The organism is Eoetvoesiella sp. (assembly GCF_035555955.1).
In the GTDB taxonomy this organism is placed as follows: domain Bacteria; phylum Pseudomonadota; class Gammaproteobacteria; order Burkholderiales; family Burkholderiaceae_B; genus Eoetvoesia.
Map to the genome: position 1 here is coordinate 174,256 of NZ_DATMGA010000016.1, position 17,428 is coordinate 191,683.

General features: G+C 58.5%; 16 protein-coding genes. 15 read left to right on the forward strand and 1 reads right to left on the reverse strand.

The window, feature by feature from the left end:
* Nucleotides 1-30: 30 nt before the first annotated feature.
* The 8 genes from VNT00_RS05245 (at nucleotide 31) to VNT00_RS05280 (ending at nucleotide 6,743) form a co-directional block, all read left to right on the forward strand.
* Complete coding sequence (locus VNT00_RS05245; protein WP_325585198.1) at nucleotides 31-678, forward strand: VOC family protein; 648 nt, start codon at nucleotides 31-33, stop codon at nucleotides 676-678.
* A gap of 72 nt (nucleotides 679-750) precedes the next feature.
* Complete coding sequence (locus VNT00_RS05250) at nucleotides 751-1,185, forward strand: nuclear transport factor 2 family protein (protein ID WP_325585199.1); 435 nt, start codon at nucleotides 751-753, stop codon at nucleotides 1,183-1,185.
* Between the two features lie 10 nt (nucleotides 1,186-1,195).
* Nucleotides 1,196-2,050 (forward strand): fumarylacetoacetate hydrolase family protein, encoded by an 855-nt coding sequence (locus VNT00_RS05255; protein ID WP_325585200.1) that lies wholly within the window; start codon nucleotides 1,196-1,198, stop codon nucleotides 2,048-2,050.
* Nucleotides 2,051-2,099: 49 nt separating this feature from the next.
* Nucleotides 2,100-3,290, forward strand: a complete 1,191-nt coding sequence (locus tag VNT00_RS05260) for an ABC transporter substrate-binding protein (protein WP_325585202.1) — start codon at nucleotides 2,100-2,102, stop codon at nucleotides 3,288-3,290.
* A gap of 101 nt (nucleotides 3,291-3,391) precedes the next feature.
* Nucleotides 3,392-4,267, forward strand: a complete 876-nt coding sequence (locus VNT00_RS05265) for a branched-chain amino acid ABC transporter permease (RefSeq protein WP_325585204.1) — start codon at nucleotides 3,392-3,394, stop codon at nucleotides 4,265-4,267.
* Nucleotides 4,267-5,244 (forward strand): branched-chain amino acid ABC transporter permease, encoded by a 978-nt coding sequence (locus VNT00_RS05270; protein ID WP_325585205.1) that lies wholly within the window; start codon nucleotides 4,267-4,269, stop codon nucleotides 5,242-5,244. The genes VNT00_RS05265 and VNT00_RS05270 overlap by 1 nt, the downstream gene beginning before the upstream one ends.
* A 40-nt stretch (nucleotides 5,245-5,284) precedes the next feature.
* The gene (locus VNT00_RS05275) at nucleotides 5,285-6,052 is read left to right on the forward strand and encodes an ABC transporter ATP-binding protein (protein WP_325585206.1); all 768 of its coding nucleotides are present in this window, start codon (nucleotides 5,285-5,287) and stop codon (nucleotides 6,050-6,052) included.
* Entirely contained in the window at nucleotides 6,045-6,743 is a 699-nt protein-coding gene (locus VNT00_RS05280; protein WP_325585207.1) for an ABC transporter ATP-binding protein, read from the forward strand. The genes VNT00_RS05275 and VNT00_RS05280 overlap by 8 nt, the downstream gene beginning before the upstream one ends.
* A gap of 73 nt (nucleotides 6,744-6,816) precedes the next feature.
* Here the strand turns inward: VNT00_RS05280 and VNT00_RS05285 are convergent, their stop codons facing one another.
* Nucleotides 6,817-8,436 (reverse strand): FAD-dependent monooxygenase, encoded by a 1,620-nt coding sequence (locus VNT00_RS05285; RefSeq protein WP_325585209.1) that lies wholly within the window; start codon nucleotides 8,434-8,436, stop codon nucleotides 6,817-6,819.
* A gap of 238 nt (nucleotides 8,437-8,674) precedes the next feature.
* On the opposite strand from VNT00_RS05285, the gene rraA reads away from it, so the two are divergent.
* The 7 genes from rraA to cas7e all read left to right on the forward strand — a co-directional run bounded on the left by rraA (nucleotide 8,675) and on the right by cas7e (nucleotide 17,427).
* Nucleotides 8,675-9,166 (forward strand): ribonuclease E activity regulator RraA, encoded by a 492-nt coding sequence (gene rraA, locus VNT00_RS05290; protein WP_325585211.1) that lies wholly within the window; start codon nucleotides 8,675-8,677, stop codon nucleotides 9,164-9,166.
* Nucleotides 9,167-9,346: 180 nt separating this feature from the next.
* Nucleotides 9,347-10,165 carry a type IV toxin-antitoxin system AbiEi family antitoxin domain-containing protein gene (locus VNT00_RS05295; RefSeq protein ID WP_325585213.1) on the forward strand — a complete coding sequence of 273 codons (819 nt, stop codon included), beginning with the start codon at nucleotides 9,347-9,349 and terminating at the stop codon, nucleotides 10,163-10,165.
* A 32-nt stretch (nucleotides 10,166-10,197) separates the two neighbouring features.
* On the forward strand, nucleotides 10,198-11,034 hold the full coding sequence (locus VNT00_RS05300) for a nucleotidyl transferase AbiEii/AbiGii toxin family protein (protein WP_325585215.1): 837 nt from the start codon (nucleotides 10,198-10,200) through the stop codon (nucleotides 11,032-11,034).
* Nucleotides 11,035-11,249: 215 nt separating this feature from the next.
* Nucleotides 11,250-13,982, forward strand: coding sequence for a CRISPR-associated helicase Cas3' (cas3, locus tag VNT00_RS05305; RefSeq protein ID WP_325585217.1), 2,733 nt, complete (start codon nucleotides 11,250-11,252; stop codon nucleotides 13,980-13,982).
* Nucleotides 13,983-14,149: 167 nt separating this feature from the next.
* On the forward strand, nucleotides 14,150-15,718 hold the full coding sequence (casA, locus tag VNT00_RS05310) for a type I-E CRISPR-associated protein Cse1/CasA (protein WP_325585219.1): 1,569 nt from the start codon (nucleotides 14,150-14,152) through the stop codon (nucleotides 15,716-15,718).
* Complete coding sequence (gene casB, locus VNT00_RS05315) at nucleotides 15,715-16,281, forward strand: type I-E CRISPR-associated protein Cse2/CasB (RefSeq protein ID WP_325585221.1); 567 nt, start codon at nucleotides 15,715-15,717, stop codon at nucleotides 16,279-16,281. Before casA ends, casB begins: the two co-directional genes overlap by 4 nt.
* Nucleotides 16,282-16,293: 12 nt before the next feature.
* Complete coding sequence (gene cas7e / locus VNT00_RS05320; RefSeq protein ID WP_325585223.1) at nucleotides 16,294-17,427, forward strand: type I-E CRISPR-associated protein Cas7/Cse4/CasC; 1,134 nt, start codon at nucleotides 16,294-16,296, stop codon at nucleotides 17,425-17,427.
* The last annotated feature ends 1 nt before the right edge of the window (nucleotide 17,428 follow it).

Genomic DNA, 17,428 nt, shown 5'->3' on the forward strand with positions numbered 1-17,428 from the left:
GCATATCCCGATCGATGCAGAGGAGACACTATGTCGAACACGACCGCGCCAGCCGATTTGGCCGGCCTTAAAGAGAAAACCGCCGGATTGCCCGAGATCCGGATATCCGAGGTGGTGCTTCAGACCTCGCAGTTCGACCGCATGGGGCAATGGTATGAGGCGGTGCTGGGCAACAAGTGGAGTGTGGTCAATACACCCAAGGACGCCGCCACCGAAAAGCAGGCCACCGCCAACGGCAACAAGCAGGTCCGCGCAAGCGATGTGCGCTCCAGCTTCATGTTCATCGACAAAAGCCTGCCGTACGGCCAGCTTTTCGCCATTTTCGAGATCCCGTTCGTCGGCGAGGCTCCCACGACGGATCCGGGGCTGAACCACATGCAGTTCAAGCATGTCGACATTCCCGCCTTGATGGAAAGGGTCAAGCTGCTGGAAAAGCACGGAATCGTCCCGCATCGCTGCGCCAACCACGGCCCCATCAGCAGCTTCTACTACTACGACCCCGACAAGAACATCGTGGAGCTCTGCAGCAACAATTTCCAGACTCAGGAATCCTTCCTCGGCTATTTCCAGTCCCAGGCCTACCGCAACAATCCTTCGGGAATCGAGCTGGACTACAAGGAGTTCGTGGCGCGTTTCGATAGCGGCGTGCCGGTGGAAGAGCTGATCCGCATCGAGTAACTCCGGCAACGTCCAATGCGGCGGCCCTGGCCGCCGTTCTTTTCATGGTTTGAGACCCCGAAGGAGGGGACTATGACGCAATACCCAGGCGGAGATTTCGACGTCGAGCTCTTGGAGTGCGAAAGGCAGTCCATCCGATTCATGGCTGATTTCGACGCGCAGCGCTACGAACAGGCTTCCACGCTGTTCGCGCCCGACGGCGTATGGCACCGGCCCGATGGCGACATCCACGGCCGCGAGGATTTTCTGAGCCGGATGGCGCAGCGCCCGCGCGGCCTTCTGGTGCGCCACGTCATGACCAACTTGCGGTCGCGGCGCATCGACCAGGACACGATCTGCGTCGAGTCATACGTGACGGTCTACCGCTACGACTTCGAGCAGGAAATCTCGTATCCCGCCGCGCTGGCCGGCCCTGCCGTCATGGGCCGCTACACCGACGTGCTGAAGCGGGCCGGCGGGGTCTGGATGATCCACGACAAATCCGTCTCCATTGATTTCAAACGATAAGGAAAAAAACATGAAGCTAGCCAATGTGAAGCGCGGCGACACGAATACGTTCGGCATTGTGACGGACTCGGGTTTCATCGACCTGGGTTCGCGGCTGGGCCAGCAGGCGGCCGACATCGTCGACCTGTTCGAAAGAAACCTCGTTGGCCAGGCCCGCGAACTGGCGGCCGGGACGCAGCCGGACTGCGGCCTGGACGAGATCGTGTTCCGCACGCCCAACGACCGCAGCGACGCCCGGATTTTCGCCTTGGGTTGGGCGTATGCCGAGCACCAGGCCGAAACCGGCAAAGAGCCTCCGGCGTTTCCCAATATGTTCAACAGGCTGCCGGAGTCGCTGGTCGGCCACGGCGCGCATCTTGTCAAGCCGAACATCTCGGATACCTTCGACTACGAAGGCGAGGTCGCCGTCATCATCGGCAAGGGCGGGCGCCATATTCCCATGGACGCCGCAAAAAGCCATATCGGCGGATACTCCATCCTCATGGACGGCTCCATCCGCGAATGGCAGAAGCACAGCATCACCGCGGGCAAGAACTTCGACAAGAGCGGCTCGTTCGGCCCATGGATGCTGACCGCCGACGAGGTGCCCGATCCCGCCAAGCTCATTCTCACCACCCGCCTGAACGGCGAGCAGGTTCAGCATGCGCCGTTCGGCGACATGGTCTGGGACCTGGCGCATCTGGTTCACTATATTTCCACGTTCTGCGAGCTTCGGGCCGGCGACGTGATTTCCACGGGCACACCGGGCGGCGTGGGCCATAAAAGAAACCCGCAGAAGTTCATGAAGCCGGGCGACACCATCGAGGTCGAAGTCCAGGGACTGGGCCTTTTGCGCAATACAGTAGTGCAGGAAGTCGAAGATTGAACGCAGCCTCGCGTCAATAAAAAAGCTATATCCCCTCAGGAGACAAAACATGAAACCATATACGAAGATATATGCATCGGCTCTGGCGGCATTTGCGCTGGCGGGGCCTTTGAGCCCGGCTCATGCCGACGAAATCCGCGTCGGGGTCATCGGCCCCATGTCAGGCCCCATCGCTTACTGGGGAACGCAGTTCAAGGAAGCCATAGAACTGTACCTGGCCCAGCACGATGGCAAGGCGGGAGGGCATACGGTAAAGGTGCTGTACCGCGACGACGGGGGCACCAGCCCGTCCCGGGCCAGGCAACTGGCTCAGGAGCTGGTCGTGCGCGACAAGGTCAGCTATCTGGCTGGATTGGCGATTACCCCCACCGCGCTGGCCGCCGCCGAGGTGGCCACCAAGGCCAAGGTGCCCATCGTGATCTTCAATGCGGGCACGGCCAACATCACCCGGAAATCCCCCTACATGCTGCGCGCGGGATTTTCGCAGTGGACGGTTTCCGTCCCGCTGGCCAACTGGGCCGCCAAGGAGGGCGGCTGCAAGAAGGCGGCCATCGCGGTTGCCGACTACGCGCCGGGGCTGGACAGCCTCGAGGCATATCACAAGACGTACACGGCGGCGGGCGGCAAGGTCGTCGCCGAGCTGCGCATTCCGCTCGGCACGACCGATTATTCTTCCTATATGCAGAAGATCAAGGACTCCCAGCCGAATTGCCTGCTCATGTTCTCTCCAGTGGGCCCGCAAGCGGTGGGGTTCGTGAAGGCGTTTGAAAGCAGCGGCCTGGCCGCCTCCGGAGTCAAGGCGCTGGGGATAGCGGAAACGCAGGAAGTGGACCTGCCCGCCTTCGGCGATTCGGCGCTGGGCATCATTACGGCCAGCATCTATTCCCCCAACAACGACACACCGGAAAACAAAGCGTTCATCGCCGCGTTGAAGAAGAAGTTCGGCCCGCAGGCGTATGCGGATCTGGCGTCGGTCGAAGCCTACGACGCCATGCACATGATCTTCGAGATGATCAAGCGGACCGATGGCAAGCAGGACGGCGCAAAGGCCATTGACTCGGTGCGGGGCATGAAGTGGATCAGCCCGCGGGGGCCCGTTTCCATTGATCCCAAGACCCGCGATCTCGTGCAGAACGTCTACATCCGCCGTGTCGAGAAATCGGGCGACGGGTACGTCAACAAGACGTTCTTCACGGTGCCCGACGTCAAGGATCCCTGGAAAGAACAGAATCCGGAATAAACACAGCGCGGCATGATCGGAGGCGATCCAGGATCCGCGTTGATCCTGGATCGCGCTTGCGGATTCGAAGCGGATAAAAACTCGGGTGTGGAGTGCTTCCGATGGACGTTAAATTATTTCAAACCATATTCGCGCTGCTGTTCAACGGGGTAGCGTATGGAATGATACTTTTCATCATGTCCGCAGGTCTCTCGGTGACGATGGGAACCATGCGGGTGGTCAATCTGGCGCATTGCGGCTTTGCCATGGTTGGCGGCTACATTGCCTATGCACTGATGACCGACGGCAGCGTGCCGTTTTGGCTTGCGGTGCTTTTATCGTTTGCGCTCACCACGATGCTGGGGGCGCTGCTGGAATTCCTGCTGTACCGGTCGATATACCGCCAGTCGGAACTGAAGCAGGTGATCCTGACCCTTGGCCTGGCGCTGGTCATGATTGCATCGGTGAACCTGGTCTTTGGCGCAAGCGTGCATAACCTGGACATCCCGGACGTCCTTAAGGGCAATGTCAAGGTTCTGGGCGTCGGTCTTTCCATCTACCGGTTTTTCCTGATCGGCGCATCCATGATCGTCGGCGCCCTCATCTGGTACTTCATCGAATGCACCGGGGTAGGCAAAAAGCTGAAGGCGGCGGTCGACAACCCGGGCATGGCCAAGTGCGTCGGCATCAACGTCGACGTCTATTTCGCCGGCACGTTTGCCGCGGGCTGCGGCCTGGCCGCGCTGGGCGGAGCCCTGGGCGCCGAACTCATGCCGCTGCAGCCGTTCTACGCGCTCAGGTACCTGGTCATCGTCGTCATCGTCGTGTCGATAGGAGGGCTCGGCAGCATCAAGGGCACGCTGGCCGCCGCCCTGGGGCTGGGCATCATCGATACCTTCGGCACGTACTTCTTCGACGACATCGGGGCATTCCTGGTTTATTTCATCATGATTGCCGTGTTGTTCATCAAGCCGCAGGGCTTGTTCGGGAGGGCGTAATGAAAACGACGCTATTGCCGGCCGGCAGCTTCAGCCAGCACCACTGGAAGGCGCGCGACATCCTGCCGTGGCTGCTTGCCGCGGCGGTCTTCTATTTCTTCGACGGCTACCTGGCGCTTGGAACCGTCATCATCATCATGATCATCGCCTGCATGTCCCTGAACCTGGTTCTCGGCTATGCCGGCGTCGAGACTCTGGGCCATGCCGCCTTCTTCGGCATTGGCGCGTATACGGCGGGCCTGTATGCCATCCATGTCTCCACCGAGCCGGTCAGCGGCCTGCTGGCCGCTGCCATCGTCGCGGGGGTGTTCGGCACGGTGTCGGGCTATTTTCTGCTGCGCATGCGCAGCCTGACGCTGCTGATGCTGACCCTGGCGGTGGGCATGGCGGTCTACGAGTTCGCGAACAAGTGGTCGTCCGTGACGGGTGGCGATGATGGACTGTCCGGCATTTCTCCGGGGCCTTTGTTCGGAGTCTTTGATTTCGGACTGGACGGACGAACGGGCTACTTGTATGCCCTGGGTGTGCTTGCCCTGGTGTTCCTGCTGGTTCGAACCATCGTCGATTCCCCGTTCGGGCTGTCCCTGCGCGGGATCCGGGAAAACATTTCGCGGATGAAGCTGGTGGGCGCTCCTGTCACCAGTCGGCTGGTGGTCGTGTATTCGCTTTCGGGGGCCATTGCCGGCATGGCCGGCGCGCTGTACGCGCAGACCATCCAGGTGGTCGGGCTCGAGTCGCTGTCTTTCGACCTGTCGGGCAATCTGCTGATCATGGTGGTGCTGGGCGGTCTGGGCCGGCTTTACGGGCCTTTCATTGGCGCCATCATTTTCCTGCTGGTGCAGGACAGGGCGGCGGCGTTCAGCCCCCAGCACTGGATGTTCGCGATCGGGCTCATCCTCATTCTCAGCGTCAGGTTTTCGGACAACGCGTTCGTGGCAGGGGTCGCGGCGCGGCTCAGGAGGGCGGCGAAATGGTGAACGGCATGCATGAACAAAAACCAGAATTCACGGAGGATAGATGACGACGCCTCTTCATACGACGACACCGCTTCAGACCTTCGGCCTGACAAAGAATTTCGGTGGCTTGTGCGTGACGAACCACGTCGATTTTTCCCTGGAGGCGGGCGCTCGCCACGCGCTCATCGGCCCCAACGGCGCGGGCAAGACCACGTTCGTCAATTTGCTGACCGGCGTGATTCCCCCGACGCAGGGCAGCATTCATCTGGACGGGAACGACATCACGCATTTGTCCCCGCGCCAGCGGGTCAAGCGGGGCCTGGCCCGGACCTTTCAAATCAACAGCCTGTTTCCGCAATTGACGACGGCCGAGAATGTCGCATTGGCCATCGGCGAAAGAAAGGGCTCGGCAGGCCGCATGTTCAGCCGGGTGGAGCGCGACTCCGAACTGGAGCACGAAACGGCGGCCCTGCTCGAGGATCTGAATATTCTCGACATGGCGAGCAAGAAAATTGCGGATCTGGCTTACGGCCAGCGCCGCATGGTGGAAATCGCCATCGCGCTTGCCATCAGGCCCCAGGTGCTGTTGCTGGATGAACCGGCGGCGGGCGTGCCGGCTTCGGAAAGCCATGCCATTATCGAAATGCTCGAACGGCTGCCCGCGCATATCGCCATCCTGCTCATCGAGCACGACATGGACCTGGTGTTCCGGTTCGCCCGGCGGATCACCGTGCTGGTGGAAGGGAGCATCCTGATCGAAGGGGATGGCGCCCAGGTCAAAAGCGATCCGCGGGTCAAGGAAATCTATTTAGGGAGGCGCCATGGATAGCCATCTTCGGTTCGAGGACGTGTGCGCCGGCTACGGCGACACCACCATACTTGAAAACGTTTCGCTCGACTTGCGGCGGGGCGGAGCCTGCGCGCTGCTGGGGCGCAACGGCGCCGGGAAAAGCACGCTGCTGTCGACGGTCATGGGGCTGAACACCTTCAAGTCCGGAAGCATTCGATACGGGAACGCGGATGTCTCCCGCATGCCGCCGCATCGCCGGTCGGCGCTGGGCATAGGGCTGGTACCCCAGGAGCGGGAAATCTTTCATTCGCTCAGCGTGGAAGACAATTTGCGGGTGGCGGTACGGGCGGGCGAATGGAACGTGGAAAAGGTGTACGAGCTGTTCCCCAGACTGGCGGAGCGCCGGGGCAACCTGGGCAACCGATTGTCGGGCGGAGAACAGCAGATGCTGGCCTTCGGCCGTGCGCTCGTCGGCAACCCCGAACTGCTGCTGCTCGATGAACCGCTGGAAGGCTTGGCGCCGGCGGTTGCCGACATACTGCTGGATGCCATCGTGACGTTGAAGTCGCTGGGCGGCTTTACGATTGTTCTCGTCGAACAGCATGCAACGGTTGCGCTGGAGATCACCGAGCAGGCCATCGTGCTGAACAGGGGGCAGGTCAGCTATTCGGGCTCGAGCGCCGATTTGCTGAAGGACGAGCCGTTGTTGACGCGACTGGTGTCTTGCTGAGTGGCGAGCCCGTGGCGTGATGCCGGCCCCGCCGCCGGATGGCGGCCAGTTCCTTTGGCCGCCGCGTTCGTTTTCAGGCGCCCCTGACCCGGTCGACGACTTGCAGAATATCGTCGGGCGCGCGGCTTCCGCGCCAGGCCACATGCCCGTCGGGGCGCACCAGAACCAACGGGTATTCATACAGCTTCCTGGCTTGTTCGGACGCGATGCCGTGCCTGGCGAACGGCACGCCGCGTTGGGCGAAGCCCCGTGTGAACGCATCCGTGTCGATCGACTCGTCGAAGCTCATCAGCACGAAGCCTTGCCCGTAATAGTCCAGGGTCGAGACGCCGTCCTTCACCCAGGCGTGCGGCGCCCGGCTCCCGGGCCAGGTCGAGGGCTTGTAGTCCACGGCGTCGTCGGGAGGCTCGGGCGTGCCGTCGGGACAGCAAATGGGCGAGTCGCGGTAGCGATACCCAAGCTGTATGCCCTGGGTCGTGAATTCGCGGCGCCGCTTCTCATTGACCAGCGAGGCCATTTTCGCCCGCGTCCATTCTCCCTGGACGGTGGGGCTGTCGAGTTCGGGGTCGGCGACAATCAACTGGTCCAGCTTGTAGTTGTTGGCGGCTTCCGCCGTGTTTCGCAGCGCGATGGGCCGGCGCTCGGCCTCGTAGCTGGCCAGCAGGTTTTTCCCGCCCCAGCCCGCCAGCGAGGCGGCTATCTTCCAGCCCAGGTCGACGGCATCGCCGATTCCCGTATTCGCGCCGAATCCGCCTTTCGGCCATCTCAGGTGGGCGGCATCGCCGGCCAGCAGGACCCGGTTCAACCCATAGCGTTCGGCCACGACCATATGCCCGGTCCAGGGCTGGGCCTGGATGATCTCGACCTGCACGTCCATGCCCAGCGAGGCCAGCACGGTCGGCAGGGGGTCGATCTGCTCGCCTTCCTCCACGTACATGGAAAGACGCCACAGTTCCTTGCCGTCGACGGTGGTCAGGTAGGGGCGGCGTGGCGTGTTGACGGTATGCATCTGGAAGAAAGGGGCGCCGTACTTGGCGACGATGCGATCCAGCAGGTCGGGCGAGCGGAAGAAGGCGGCGAAGTTGCGGCCCTGCGCGAACGAGCCGGCGTATTTGACGCCGATTTTCGAGCGGGTCTGGCCGTGTCCGCCGTCGCAGGCGACCAGGTATTGAGCGCGTACCGTGCTGCGGGCGCCAGTATCCAGATCGGCAAGCGTGGCAGTCACGCCGGTTTCGTCCTGGACGAAATCCTCCAGCCGTGTGTGGTAGCGGATGGCTCCGGGCGCTTTTTCGAGCGCCGCGTCCCGCAGCAGCGGATCGAAAATTCGCTTGGGGCAGATGACCGGACCTTCGGGGGAAATGCCGTCGGACGCGGCGGGGATTTCCTGATTGCTCAGGCCCGGGAAGGCGGCCAGCATCCGGCCGTTCAGCGCCGTGAAGAAGCCGATGTTCAGCGGATAGTCGCTTGGGAATTCGGACGGAAAGCGGGCGCGCTGCGCCAGCCCCCAGCGCCTGAGGTGCTCCATGGTCCGGGAAAAAATGGCTTCTCCCGCCGGGAAAGTAACCTGGCCGTCTTTCTCGTCGACCAGCACGTAGCGGATGTTCCGGTAGTTGAGCTCGTTGGCCAAGGCCAGGCCTACGGGCCCCCCGCCGACGATCAATACAGGGATTTCCTCGCAAGTCATGGTGTTCATCTCTTCGCCCCTGATGGTGTTGTTGGTATGTGTCGCTTCAATATGATGGGTATGGCGAATTCTAGAATAACTTTTGACTTATGTAAATAATTACATATAAAAGAATTGGAATAAAATAGTGCCAAGGGGGAAATCAAGCCGCCCGATGCGGGGCTGCGGCATAATCCGCGCTCTGCTGTTCATGGTTTTATGCCGAACCTTTTCACTGCGCCCGCCGCGCAAACCTCAGGAGACGTTTTTGGACTCTACCGCCGATCTTTTCGATGCCAACGCCGATACCGTTTCGGTTTGCGAGCTGCAATTTCGCAGTTTCGGCAAGAAACAACGCTTTTTCGGACCTTGCGTGCCCTTGCTCGTCAACGAAGACCATCGGCCTGTGCTGGCCATGCTGTCGACGCCGGGCGAGGGCCGGGTGCTGGTCGTCGATGCGGGCGGTTCGCTGCGCGTCGGTGTCATGGGCGACCGGCTGGCCGCCATTGCGGTCGAGAACAACTGGGCAGGCGTGGTCGTTCATGGCGCCATACGCGACAGCACGGCCATCGACGCCCTGGACATCGGCGTCAAGAGCCTGGGCACCACGGCCAGGCGCTGCCAGACCGAGCGGGGCGGCCTGGCAAGTGCGCCGGTGCGTTTCGGCGGCGTCGAGTTTTCGGCCGGCGACTGGGTCTATGCGGACGTCGACGCCGTATTGGCAAGCCCGCGCCAACTGGCGTTTGGCGCGCCTGTCTGATTCGCCAGCCTGATTGTGCGCGTTGCCGGCCACGTCCTTGAGACGTAGGTATTGCTGTAGCGTGGGAGCTAGAGTTGCGCTTATGTTTTACTTTCCCGTTTGCGTAATCTCTACATGGTTGAATCCCAAATCATATGTCAAACTATACAAAAATAGTTGTTTTTTGCGTATGATTTGGGTATGGCCACACTCGAACAATATATGGGGGATCGCCTCGCGCAGGGCCGCGCTTACTTTTCAAGGGAAGAAGCGTTGGCCGTGCTTGGCTCATCGCCCGAGACGCTGAACATGGCGCTCATGCGGCAAGCCAGGAAGCACCGCTTGGTGAGTCCTCGCCGTGGTTTTTATCTGATTCTTCGTCCAGAGGATCGGGCCATCGGGGCACCCGATCCGGTTCGATGGATCGACCCGATGATGAAATACTTGCAGCTTGACTACCGGGTCGCGTTGTTGCGTGCGGCGGCGTTCCATGGTGCCGCGCACCAGGCCGCCATGGTATTTCAGGTAATCGTACCGAAGCAGATGCGTGGTTTTGAGGTGGGTCGACACCGTCTGGAGTTCGTTTATCAGAATCCGTCCGCGTTTGGCAAAGTCAATCAGCCGGGCTGGTTGGGCTCGTTGAAAAGCGAGACGGGCTTCGCGAAGGTCGCGGGTATCGAATTGACGTTGCTCGATTGTGCACGCTATTTCCACAAGGCGGGAGGCATCAACGGCGTAGCTCAGATCGTGAAGGATTTAGGCGGGCAGGCGAGGGCGGCTACGCTGGTCAAGCTGGCCGTGCATTACGAAAACTCATCCGTACGCCGCCTCGGCTATTTGCTGGAACGCATGCGACACATGAGGCAAGCAGATGCCTTGCGGCCCTTTACCAAAAAAGCCAAGACAGCGGTGTTATTGGATCCTTCCGTCAAGCCTTTGGTCAAGGAATTGTCCAACTGCTACGAGAAAGAGTCTCGGTGGAAGTTGATTCTCAATGAATCCGTGGAGGTCGATTTTTGATACCCCTGGCCTGTCTTCGGGCCTGGAGTGCCGTGGCTCCATGGCCTGATCTGCAACAAGTTGAGCAAGACCTCGTCATATGCCGCGCGCTGTGCGACTTGTTCAACGCGCCTGCGCTGCGCGGAAAAATTGCTTTTCGCGGTGGCACTGCGATCAATAAGCTGTTGTTCCGGCAACCACTGCGCTATTCCGAAGACATCGACCTAGTGCAGACGCATGCCGAGCCGATCGGCGCGACGATTGACGCCATCCGCAACGCGCTGTCGTGGTTGGGCGCGTGCAGGCGGGAGCAGGCCGGGCATTCGATGCACCTGGTATTCCGGTTCGCACCCGAAGTCGACGCGGAATCGGAGCTGAAGTTGAAGGTCGAAATCAACACTCGCGAACATGAGAGCCTGCTCGGCGTTCGCCACTATCCCTTTACTGTGGAGAATGATTGGTATCAGGGCAAGACCGAGATCGCGTCTTTTGAGCCTGAGGAATTATTCGGCACCAAGCTGCGTGCTCTCTTGCAGCGGCGCAAGAATCGAGACCTGTTCGATCTCGGGGAGGGGCTGAAAGAACTGGCGCTTGACACCGACAAGTTGGTGGCCTGCTTCGAGCACTGTCTTGCGTTGGAAGGCAAACCCATCACGCGTGCGATCGCCGAGCAGCGCATGCTGGAGAAATTGACGCGCAGCCTGACGGAAGACGTTGCGCCGTTGCTGCCCGCCGGCGTGCGTTTCAACGACGACGACGCGATAGATGTCTTTGAGCGTGTTTGGTTGCAACTGGTGGTTCGACTCAAAGGCGACGCCTGGAAGCTGACTGAAAAGGTGGTTGCCGAGCTTCGTGCCAAGAGGTATCCGGCGCTGCTGGTGGTGCGCTGATATTGGTGTTTACGAGGAGGTGGTTATCGGCTCTGAAGACAGACAATCATGCTACAAAAGCATTCATAAAAATACTTCCCTAAGCGCGGGTTCGATCAGTTGACGTGGGCTCAGCGCGAGGAGGTTATTTGTCGTCAGTAGAGGGATGGCTGTTAATTCATAAGGAACGAGGCCGGCAACTACCGCCAGCGTCACTCGATTAAAGGAGCTGCAAAATGAGTTCTGGCGTGACGGCGACATCCGGTTGCAGCCAATTGGTCGACCGAGGTTCTCCGATCCCGTCTAGGGCAAGAGGCATCTGGGCCAAGAGTGGCGAGGGCGCCGGGCACGGTTTGTTGACGCATATGCTGGATGTGGCGGCTGTTGCCGAGACGATTATGAATATGGAGCCTGTATCCAGCCTACAGTGGGTTTCTGCGCAAATGGGGATACCAGTAGAGCAGGCAAAGCGCTGGGTGGCTGCTGTTGTAGGCCTACATGATTTTGGCAAGGCTATTCCTGGCTTTCAGGCCAAGTGGCCGGAGGGAATGCAAGCTGACATGTCGCAAGGGCTGGCATTCCCTACCGCTGCATGCGCGGTGGATAATCATTCCTGTGCTACTGCGGCATTGCTTGAGCCGGTGCTGCGAAGCGTGACCGGAGCGGAGCGAGGCTGGCTTCGAGCTGTCGTTCGAGCTATTGGCGCCCATCATGGCTACCATTTCTCACCCACTGAAATCAATAGTGCCAAGCCCGTTGCCGAGCCTGAAGAGTGGGCTGAGGCACGGAAAGCCATACTGAACATCTACTGGCAGTTACTTGCTCCGGAAGGGTTGCCGGAACGCGACGAATTGGCTTTGCCCGTGGTTAATTGGCTGGCAGGGTTGACCAGTACTGCCGACTGGATCGCTTCCAATCCCGAGTGGTTTCCTCTGGGTGAGCGAGGGCATGCCAGTTTGGCTGATTATTTTGCTCATGCTGCGCAACTGGCGCACGACGCATTGAAGCATGTGGGTTGGCGACCTATGCAGCCCTTCTTGAATACTGAAGCATCTACGGGAGACTTGTTGGCGCGGATGGTAAGGGATAACGATTGGTCGATTCGCCCCTTGCAGCAGGCGGGTGACCTGTTATTGCAGCAAGCGGCGGGGCCATCGCTACTGTTGGTGGAGGCTCCGATGGGTGAAGGCAAAACAGAACTGGCATTTCTGGCGCATTTGCGTTTGCAGGCGCGCAATGGCCACCGGGGGTTGTATATAGCCTTACCCACTCAGGCCACGGGGAATGCCATGTTTCGGCGTGTTCTGAGCTTTCTGAATCAATTTGCGGACAACCCTACGGATGTGCAGTTGGTTCATGGTGGTGCAGCTATGAACGATGATCTATTGCGCTTGCGCGGTATTGATGAGTCCCGTGACGCTACGCTGTCTGCATCGATGTGGTTCTCGCAACGGCGTCGTCCGTTGTTGTCACCCTATGGCGTGGGCACGGTTGATCAGGCATTGCTGGCAACGCTTAACGTCAAGCATCATTTTGTGCGGTTATGGGGTTTGGGAAATCGCGTGGTAATCCTGGATGAAATCCATGCATACGATACCTATACCACCGGCCTGATCGTGGCATTGCTGCAATGGCTTAAAGCACTGGGTAGTTCAGTAGTGCTGATGAGCGCCACATTACCCCGCTTGCGGCGAGACGAATTACTCGCAGCCTGGGGCCTACCTGCCAGTCAGGTGCCGGAACTGCCCTACCCGCGTGTGTTGCTGGTTGATGACGCCGGTGTGCGGGGAAGTACGTTCTCCAGCCGGCCTCTGCCGTCCATTCAACTGCACTGTCTGGGTGAAGGTGTGGAAGACATGAGCGGCAAGGCCATTGAGTTGTTGGGTGCTGGCGGTTGCGGCGCATTGATCGTCAACACGGTGGAGCGGGCGCAAATGCTGTACTGCTCATTGCGCGAACGCTTGAAGGGCGATGATATCGAGCTATTGCTGTTTCATGCACGATTTCCTGCAGACGAGCGTCGAGAGCATGAGGAACAGGTGCTTAGTCATTTCGGCTTGTCGAAATCGCGTCCCGAGCGCGCTTTGATGATTGCAACACAGGTTGCGGAACAGTCTCTGGATATTGATTTTGATTTCATGCTCAGCGATTTAGCTCCAGTCGATTTGTTATTGCAGCGCGCTGGCCGCTTGCATCGCCATAGCCGTTCCCGCCCTGCGGCACATATGCAGGCGGGGCTTTGGGTGGCAGGCCTGACGCCAGAATTTCCTGATTTGAATGCGACAGCCTGGGGCTTTGTGTATGACCCTTATATCCTCGGCCGCACCTGGGCCAAGCTCAGGCAGGAAGCGGAATTGCATCTGCCGGACGATATTGAGCGCTTGGTGCAATGGGTCTATGGCGATGATCCGTTGCCGGAGGGGTTGCAGGAGGCGGTGCAAAGCAGCATAGACATAGAGTCTTATGGCCAGCATTTGGCCAAAGAAAAACGAGAGCGGCAGCAGGCCATGAATATTACGCTGGACAGCGGGGCCGAGTTGGTCGACGCCTATATGGGAAAGCCCAAAGGCAATGAAGAAGGGGACGATCTGCGCAATGAGACCCGTCTTGGACGTAACACAGTGATGTTAATTCCTGTGGAAAAGGTTGAGGGTGGATGGCAGGTTGATGGGGTTGTTTTTCAACCCGATCAGAGGTTGGATGGTCAGACCGTTCGAAAACTCTACAGCCGACAGATCGCCGTTTCCAAAACGGCGGTAGTCAAGCATTTTCAATTGAATCAATACGGGCAGGCGCCCGCATCGTTCGCCGAGAATGCGGTGCTGCGACACTTTTATCCGCTGATTCTGGTTGATAGGTGTTACAGGCTGGGCAACTTGAATGTGATGCTGGATCGAGAACTGGGCTTGGTTTTTGAAAAAGCGGAAGGGGATCCGCGCATCCCTGCTGATGCAGGGAAATCATATTGATTGGAAATGGTTATAGACCATTCAACCGGTTCATCCCCCTCAAGGGAGCCTGCGACAAACTAGCAGATTCTGGGTTCCGATTGTAAATCATAAAAATCTTATTGACCATTCAACCTTATATAAAATAATATTTACTTATGTAAAAAATGTTACTGGGGGATGCGTTTATGAGCGGCGCTTTCAACCTGTTGGACGAACCGTGGTTGCCAGTGCGCCTAGTCGATAGGCGGGTTGTTGACTTTAGCTTGCGTGAAGTGCTTGCCCGAAGCAGTGAAATTGTCGCGCTGGCCGAAACTGAGCCGCCCAATCTGGTGGCGCAACATCGTTTGCTATTGGCAATAGTTCACCGCGCCCTGACGCTCGAGATCGGGAACTGGAAAGTCAAGGATCGGGTTCGTTGGTATCGTGAGGGGTTGCCGACAGCGGTGCTGGATGCTTATCTGGAACAGTGGCGTGACCGCTTCTGGCTGTTTCATCCTGAGTTTCCCTTCATGCAGGCGGCGGTGTTGGCAACGGCTGAAGAAACACGGGACAAGTACAAACCATGGACGCAAATATCGCTGGCCAGTGCCAGCGGTAATATGCCTGTGGTATTCGACCACGCATATGACGGTGCTCCGAAGGCGATTAGTCCCGCGAGCGCAGTGCGTACTTTGTTGGGCTTTTTACAGTTTACGCCAGGCGGGTTGGTCAAGACCCTGCGGGATGCGGACAAGGCTGGTGCATTGGCCAATACGGCTGCCGTGATTCCTATAGGTTCAACTTTGGCGCAGACCCTGGTGCTGGGGTTGCATCCTCCAGCAAGGCAGCATGCTGAGCCCGACCTGCCAGCGTGGGAGCTAGCCCCGCTAACACTTGCTCAATTGCGTGGCGCTCCTGTGTTGGCGACGGGCGCCAATGATCGCTATACACGTTTAAGTCGTGCTGTGCTGTTTGTGCCTGAAAAAGATGGAAATATTCGCTGGCTGCGTTTTGCCGCGGGCTGGGCCTTGGGTGAAGATGCTAACGCGCCAGATCCAATGGCTGCGTTTCGCGCGGGTAGTAATGGCTTGGTGCGGCTTACGTTTAATGGGGGGCGTGCCATGTGGCGTGATCTTCCCGCTTTGCTACCTAACCCTGATCCAAAGCCCGGGGAAGACAGCCGGGCGCCCGCGGTGTTGAATAGCGCTGTCAGCTTGCATGAGGAAATCAGCGATGAGAGGGTTTACCAGCCACTGTTGGTCGCTGGTTTGGCCAGCGATCAGGCGAAGTTGCTGCGCTGGCGCTCTGAGCAGATCAGCCTTCCCGTAGCACTGTTGCAGAACGCGGAACGGGCTGCTTATTTGCGCACGCTGGTGGAGCGTGCAGAAACCTTATTCAAAGATATAAACAACTTGGCAGTACGAATGTTGGCTGAAACCTTGCCCGATTCCGACAGTAAGGATACGCGCGGTCGTGCCCGAAGTCTGCTGGAGACAGGCATGTTCTCCGCCAGCTATTTTGCCGCTGCCGAGAGAGCGTTGGTGCAAATTCTGCAACTGTTGGGCGAAGGGCAATTTGAAGGGGCTGATGAGTGCTGGGATTCCATTTTGCGACGCAGTGCCTTGTTGGCCTGGGGACACGTCGTAGCTGACATGGGTTTTTTGCCTCGAGCCTTGCGTGCGAACGCTAAATTCCTGCCAAGATTTCATGGCTTGTTAAATAAACATGTGCCGTTAATAAATCCACCTTCGTCCAGAAAGGAGATAGCAGCGTGAGCGAACATTCTGAACAGTTTGTCCGGCATTTGACGGTTCTTAGGGACCGAGACCGAGGGGCATTGGCTGTTCTGCGCCATAGCCTCGCTTTCGAACCAGGCACGTATCCCAGGGCGTTTCCTTATGTAGAGCGATTTGCTGGCGCAGCAAGCTACGAGCGCGATGCGCGCCGCCTCGCGTTATATGCCGTGGCGGCGCTGTATGCTCGACATCCGCAGCAACATGAACGAAGTTTATCCGCCGCGTTTGGGTTGCTTGCCAGAAAACGTGAAGCGTCGGCAGGTAAAGACTACAGCGCCAGCATCGAAAACCGTTTTCTGGCGCTGCTTGGAGCGGATGCCGGAAATATCTTCAGCTATCTGCGTCTGGTGATAAGTCTGCTGGCTGCTGATGACATCGGCTTGAATTACGCCGCGTTGCTGGATGCGCTGTCGCAATGGATGCGTCCCGACGCTGATATCGACAGATTACGCCAGTCCTGGGCTCGCGACTTTTACCGGGCGGCCCTGACCGAAGTGCCTAGCGACACAGACATCATAACTGGCCAAGCCAACGACTTGTAAAGGAAATCCACCATGAGTTTATTTCTTGAGTTTCACCTGATCCAGAATTTTGCTCCTTCCAATCTCAACCGTGACGATACCGGGGCACCCAAGGACGCTATCTTCGGTGGTCAGCGCCGGGCGCGCATTAGTAGCCAGTGTATTAAGAGAGCAATTCGCCAGGCCGCGTCCGAGTATGATCTTTTGCCATCCGAGAACCGCGGGATACGGACAAAAAAGCTTCAGTCCTTATTACTTGAAAGGCTGAGTGACCGTGATCTGGAGGAAGCCAAAGGGAAAGTTGCTGCTGCGCTTTCCGCAGCGGGGCTGAAGCTCAAGGACGATGGCAAGACGGAGTACCTGCTGTTTTTGGGCGAGAACGAAGTAACAGCCTTTGCTGACCTGATTCAGCAACATTGGGACGACTTGCCGGTAGGGGGCGACAAGAAAAGCAAGAAGGACAGCAAAGCGGCAATGCCGGCTGAAATCACCAAGCAGGCAAAGGCATTGCTTGATGGAGGTAAGGCCGTGGATGTGGCGCTGTTTGGCCGTATGCTGGCAGACCTACCGGCTGTTAATAAAGAAGCTGCATGCCAGGTGGCTCATGCGATCAGCACCCACCGTGTGGAGCGCGAATTTGACTATTTCACAGCCGTCGATGATAGGGGAGACGAAGATGAAACCGGCGCGGGCATGATCGGTCAAATCGAGTTCAACTCGGCCACCTTCTATCGCTATGCAGTGCTTGATGTGAACAAGTTACGCAAAAACTTGCAGGATGATCGCGAATTGGCGCTTTCTTCTGTAGCCGCCTTTACCGAGGCTATTGCGCGTGCTATTCCCACGGGCAAGCAAAACAGCTTTGCGGCGCATAACCCTCCGGAGTTCATAGGAGTCAGCCTGCGCCATGGCTCTCCTTTGAGCCTGGCCAATGCTTTTGAGCGGCCCGTTGCACCACGCGCCGGAAAGGCGCTGACGCAGCAATCGGTTGAGCATATGGGTACTTACGAAGAGCAGCTTGCCGCAGCATATGCAGCGGTTGATGATCAATGGCTTTATCTTGATCTCACCGGTTCGTGGCCTCAGAGTAAAGGTGATAAGGCCTCCAGCTTGCCTGAACTCGTGCAGAAGGTAAGTCATCTGGTCGACCGAAAACTAGGGGAGTAAG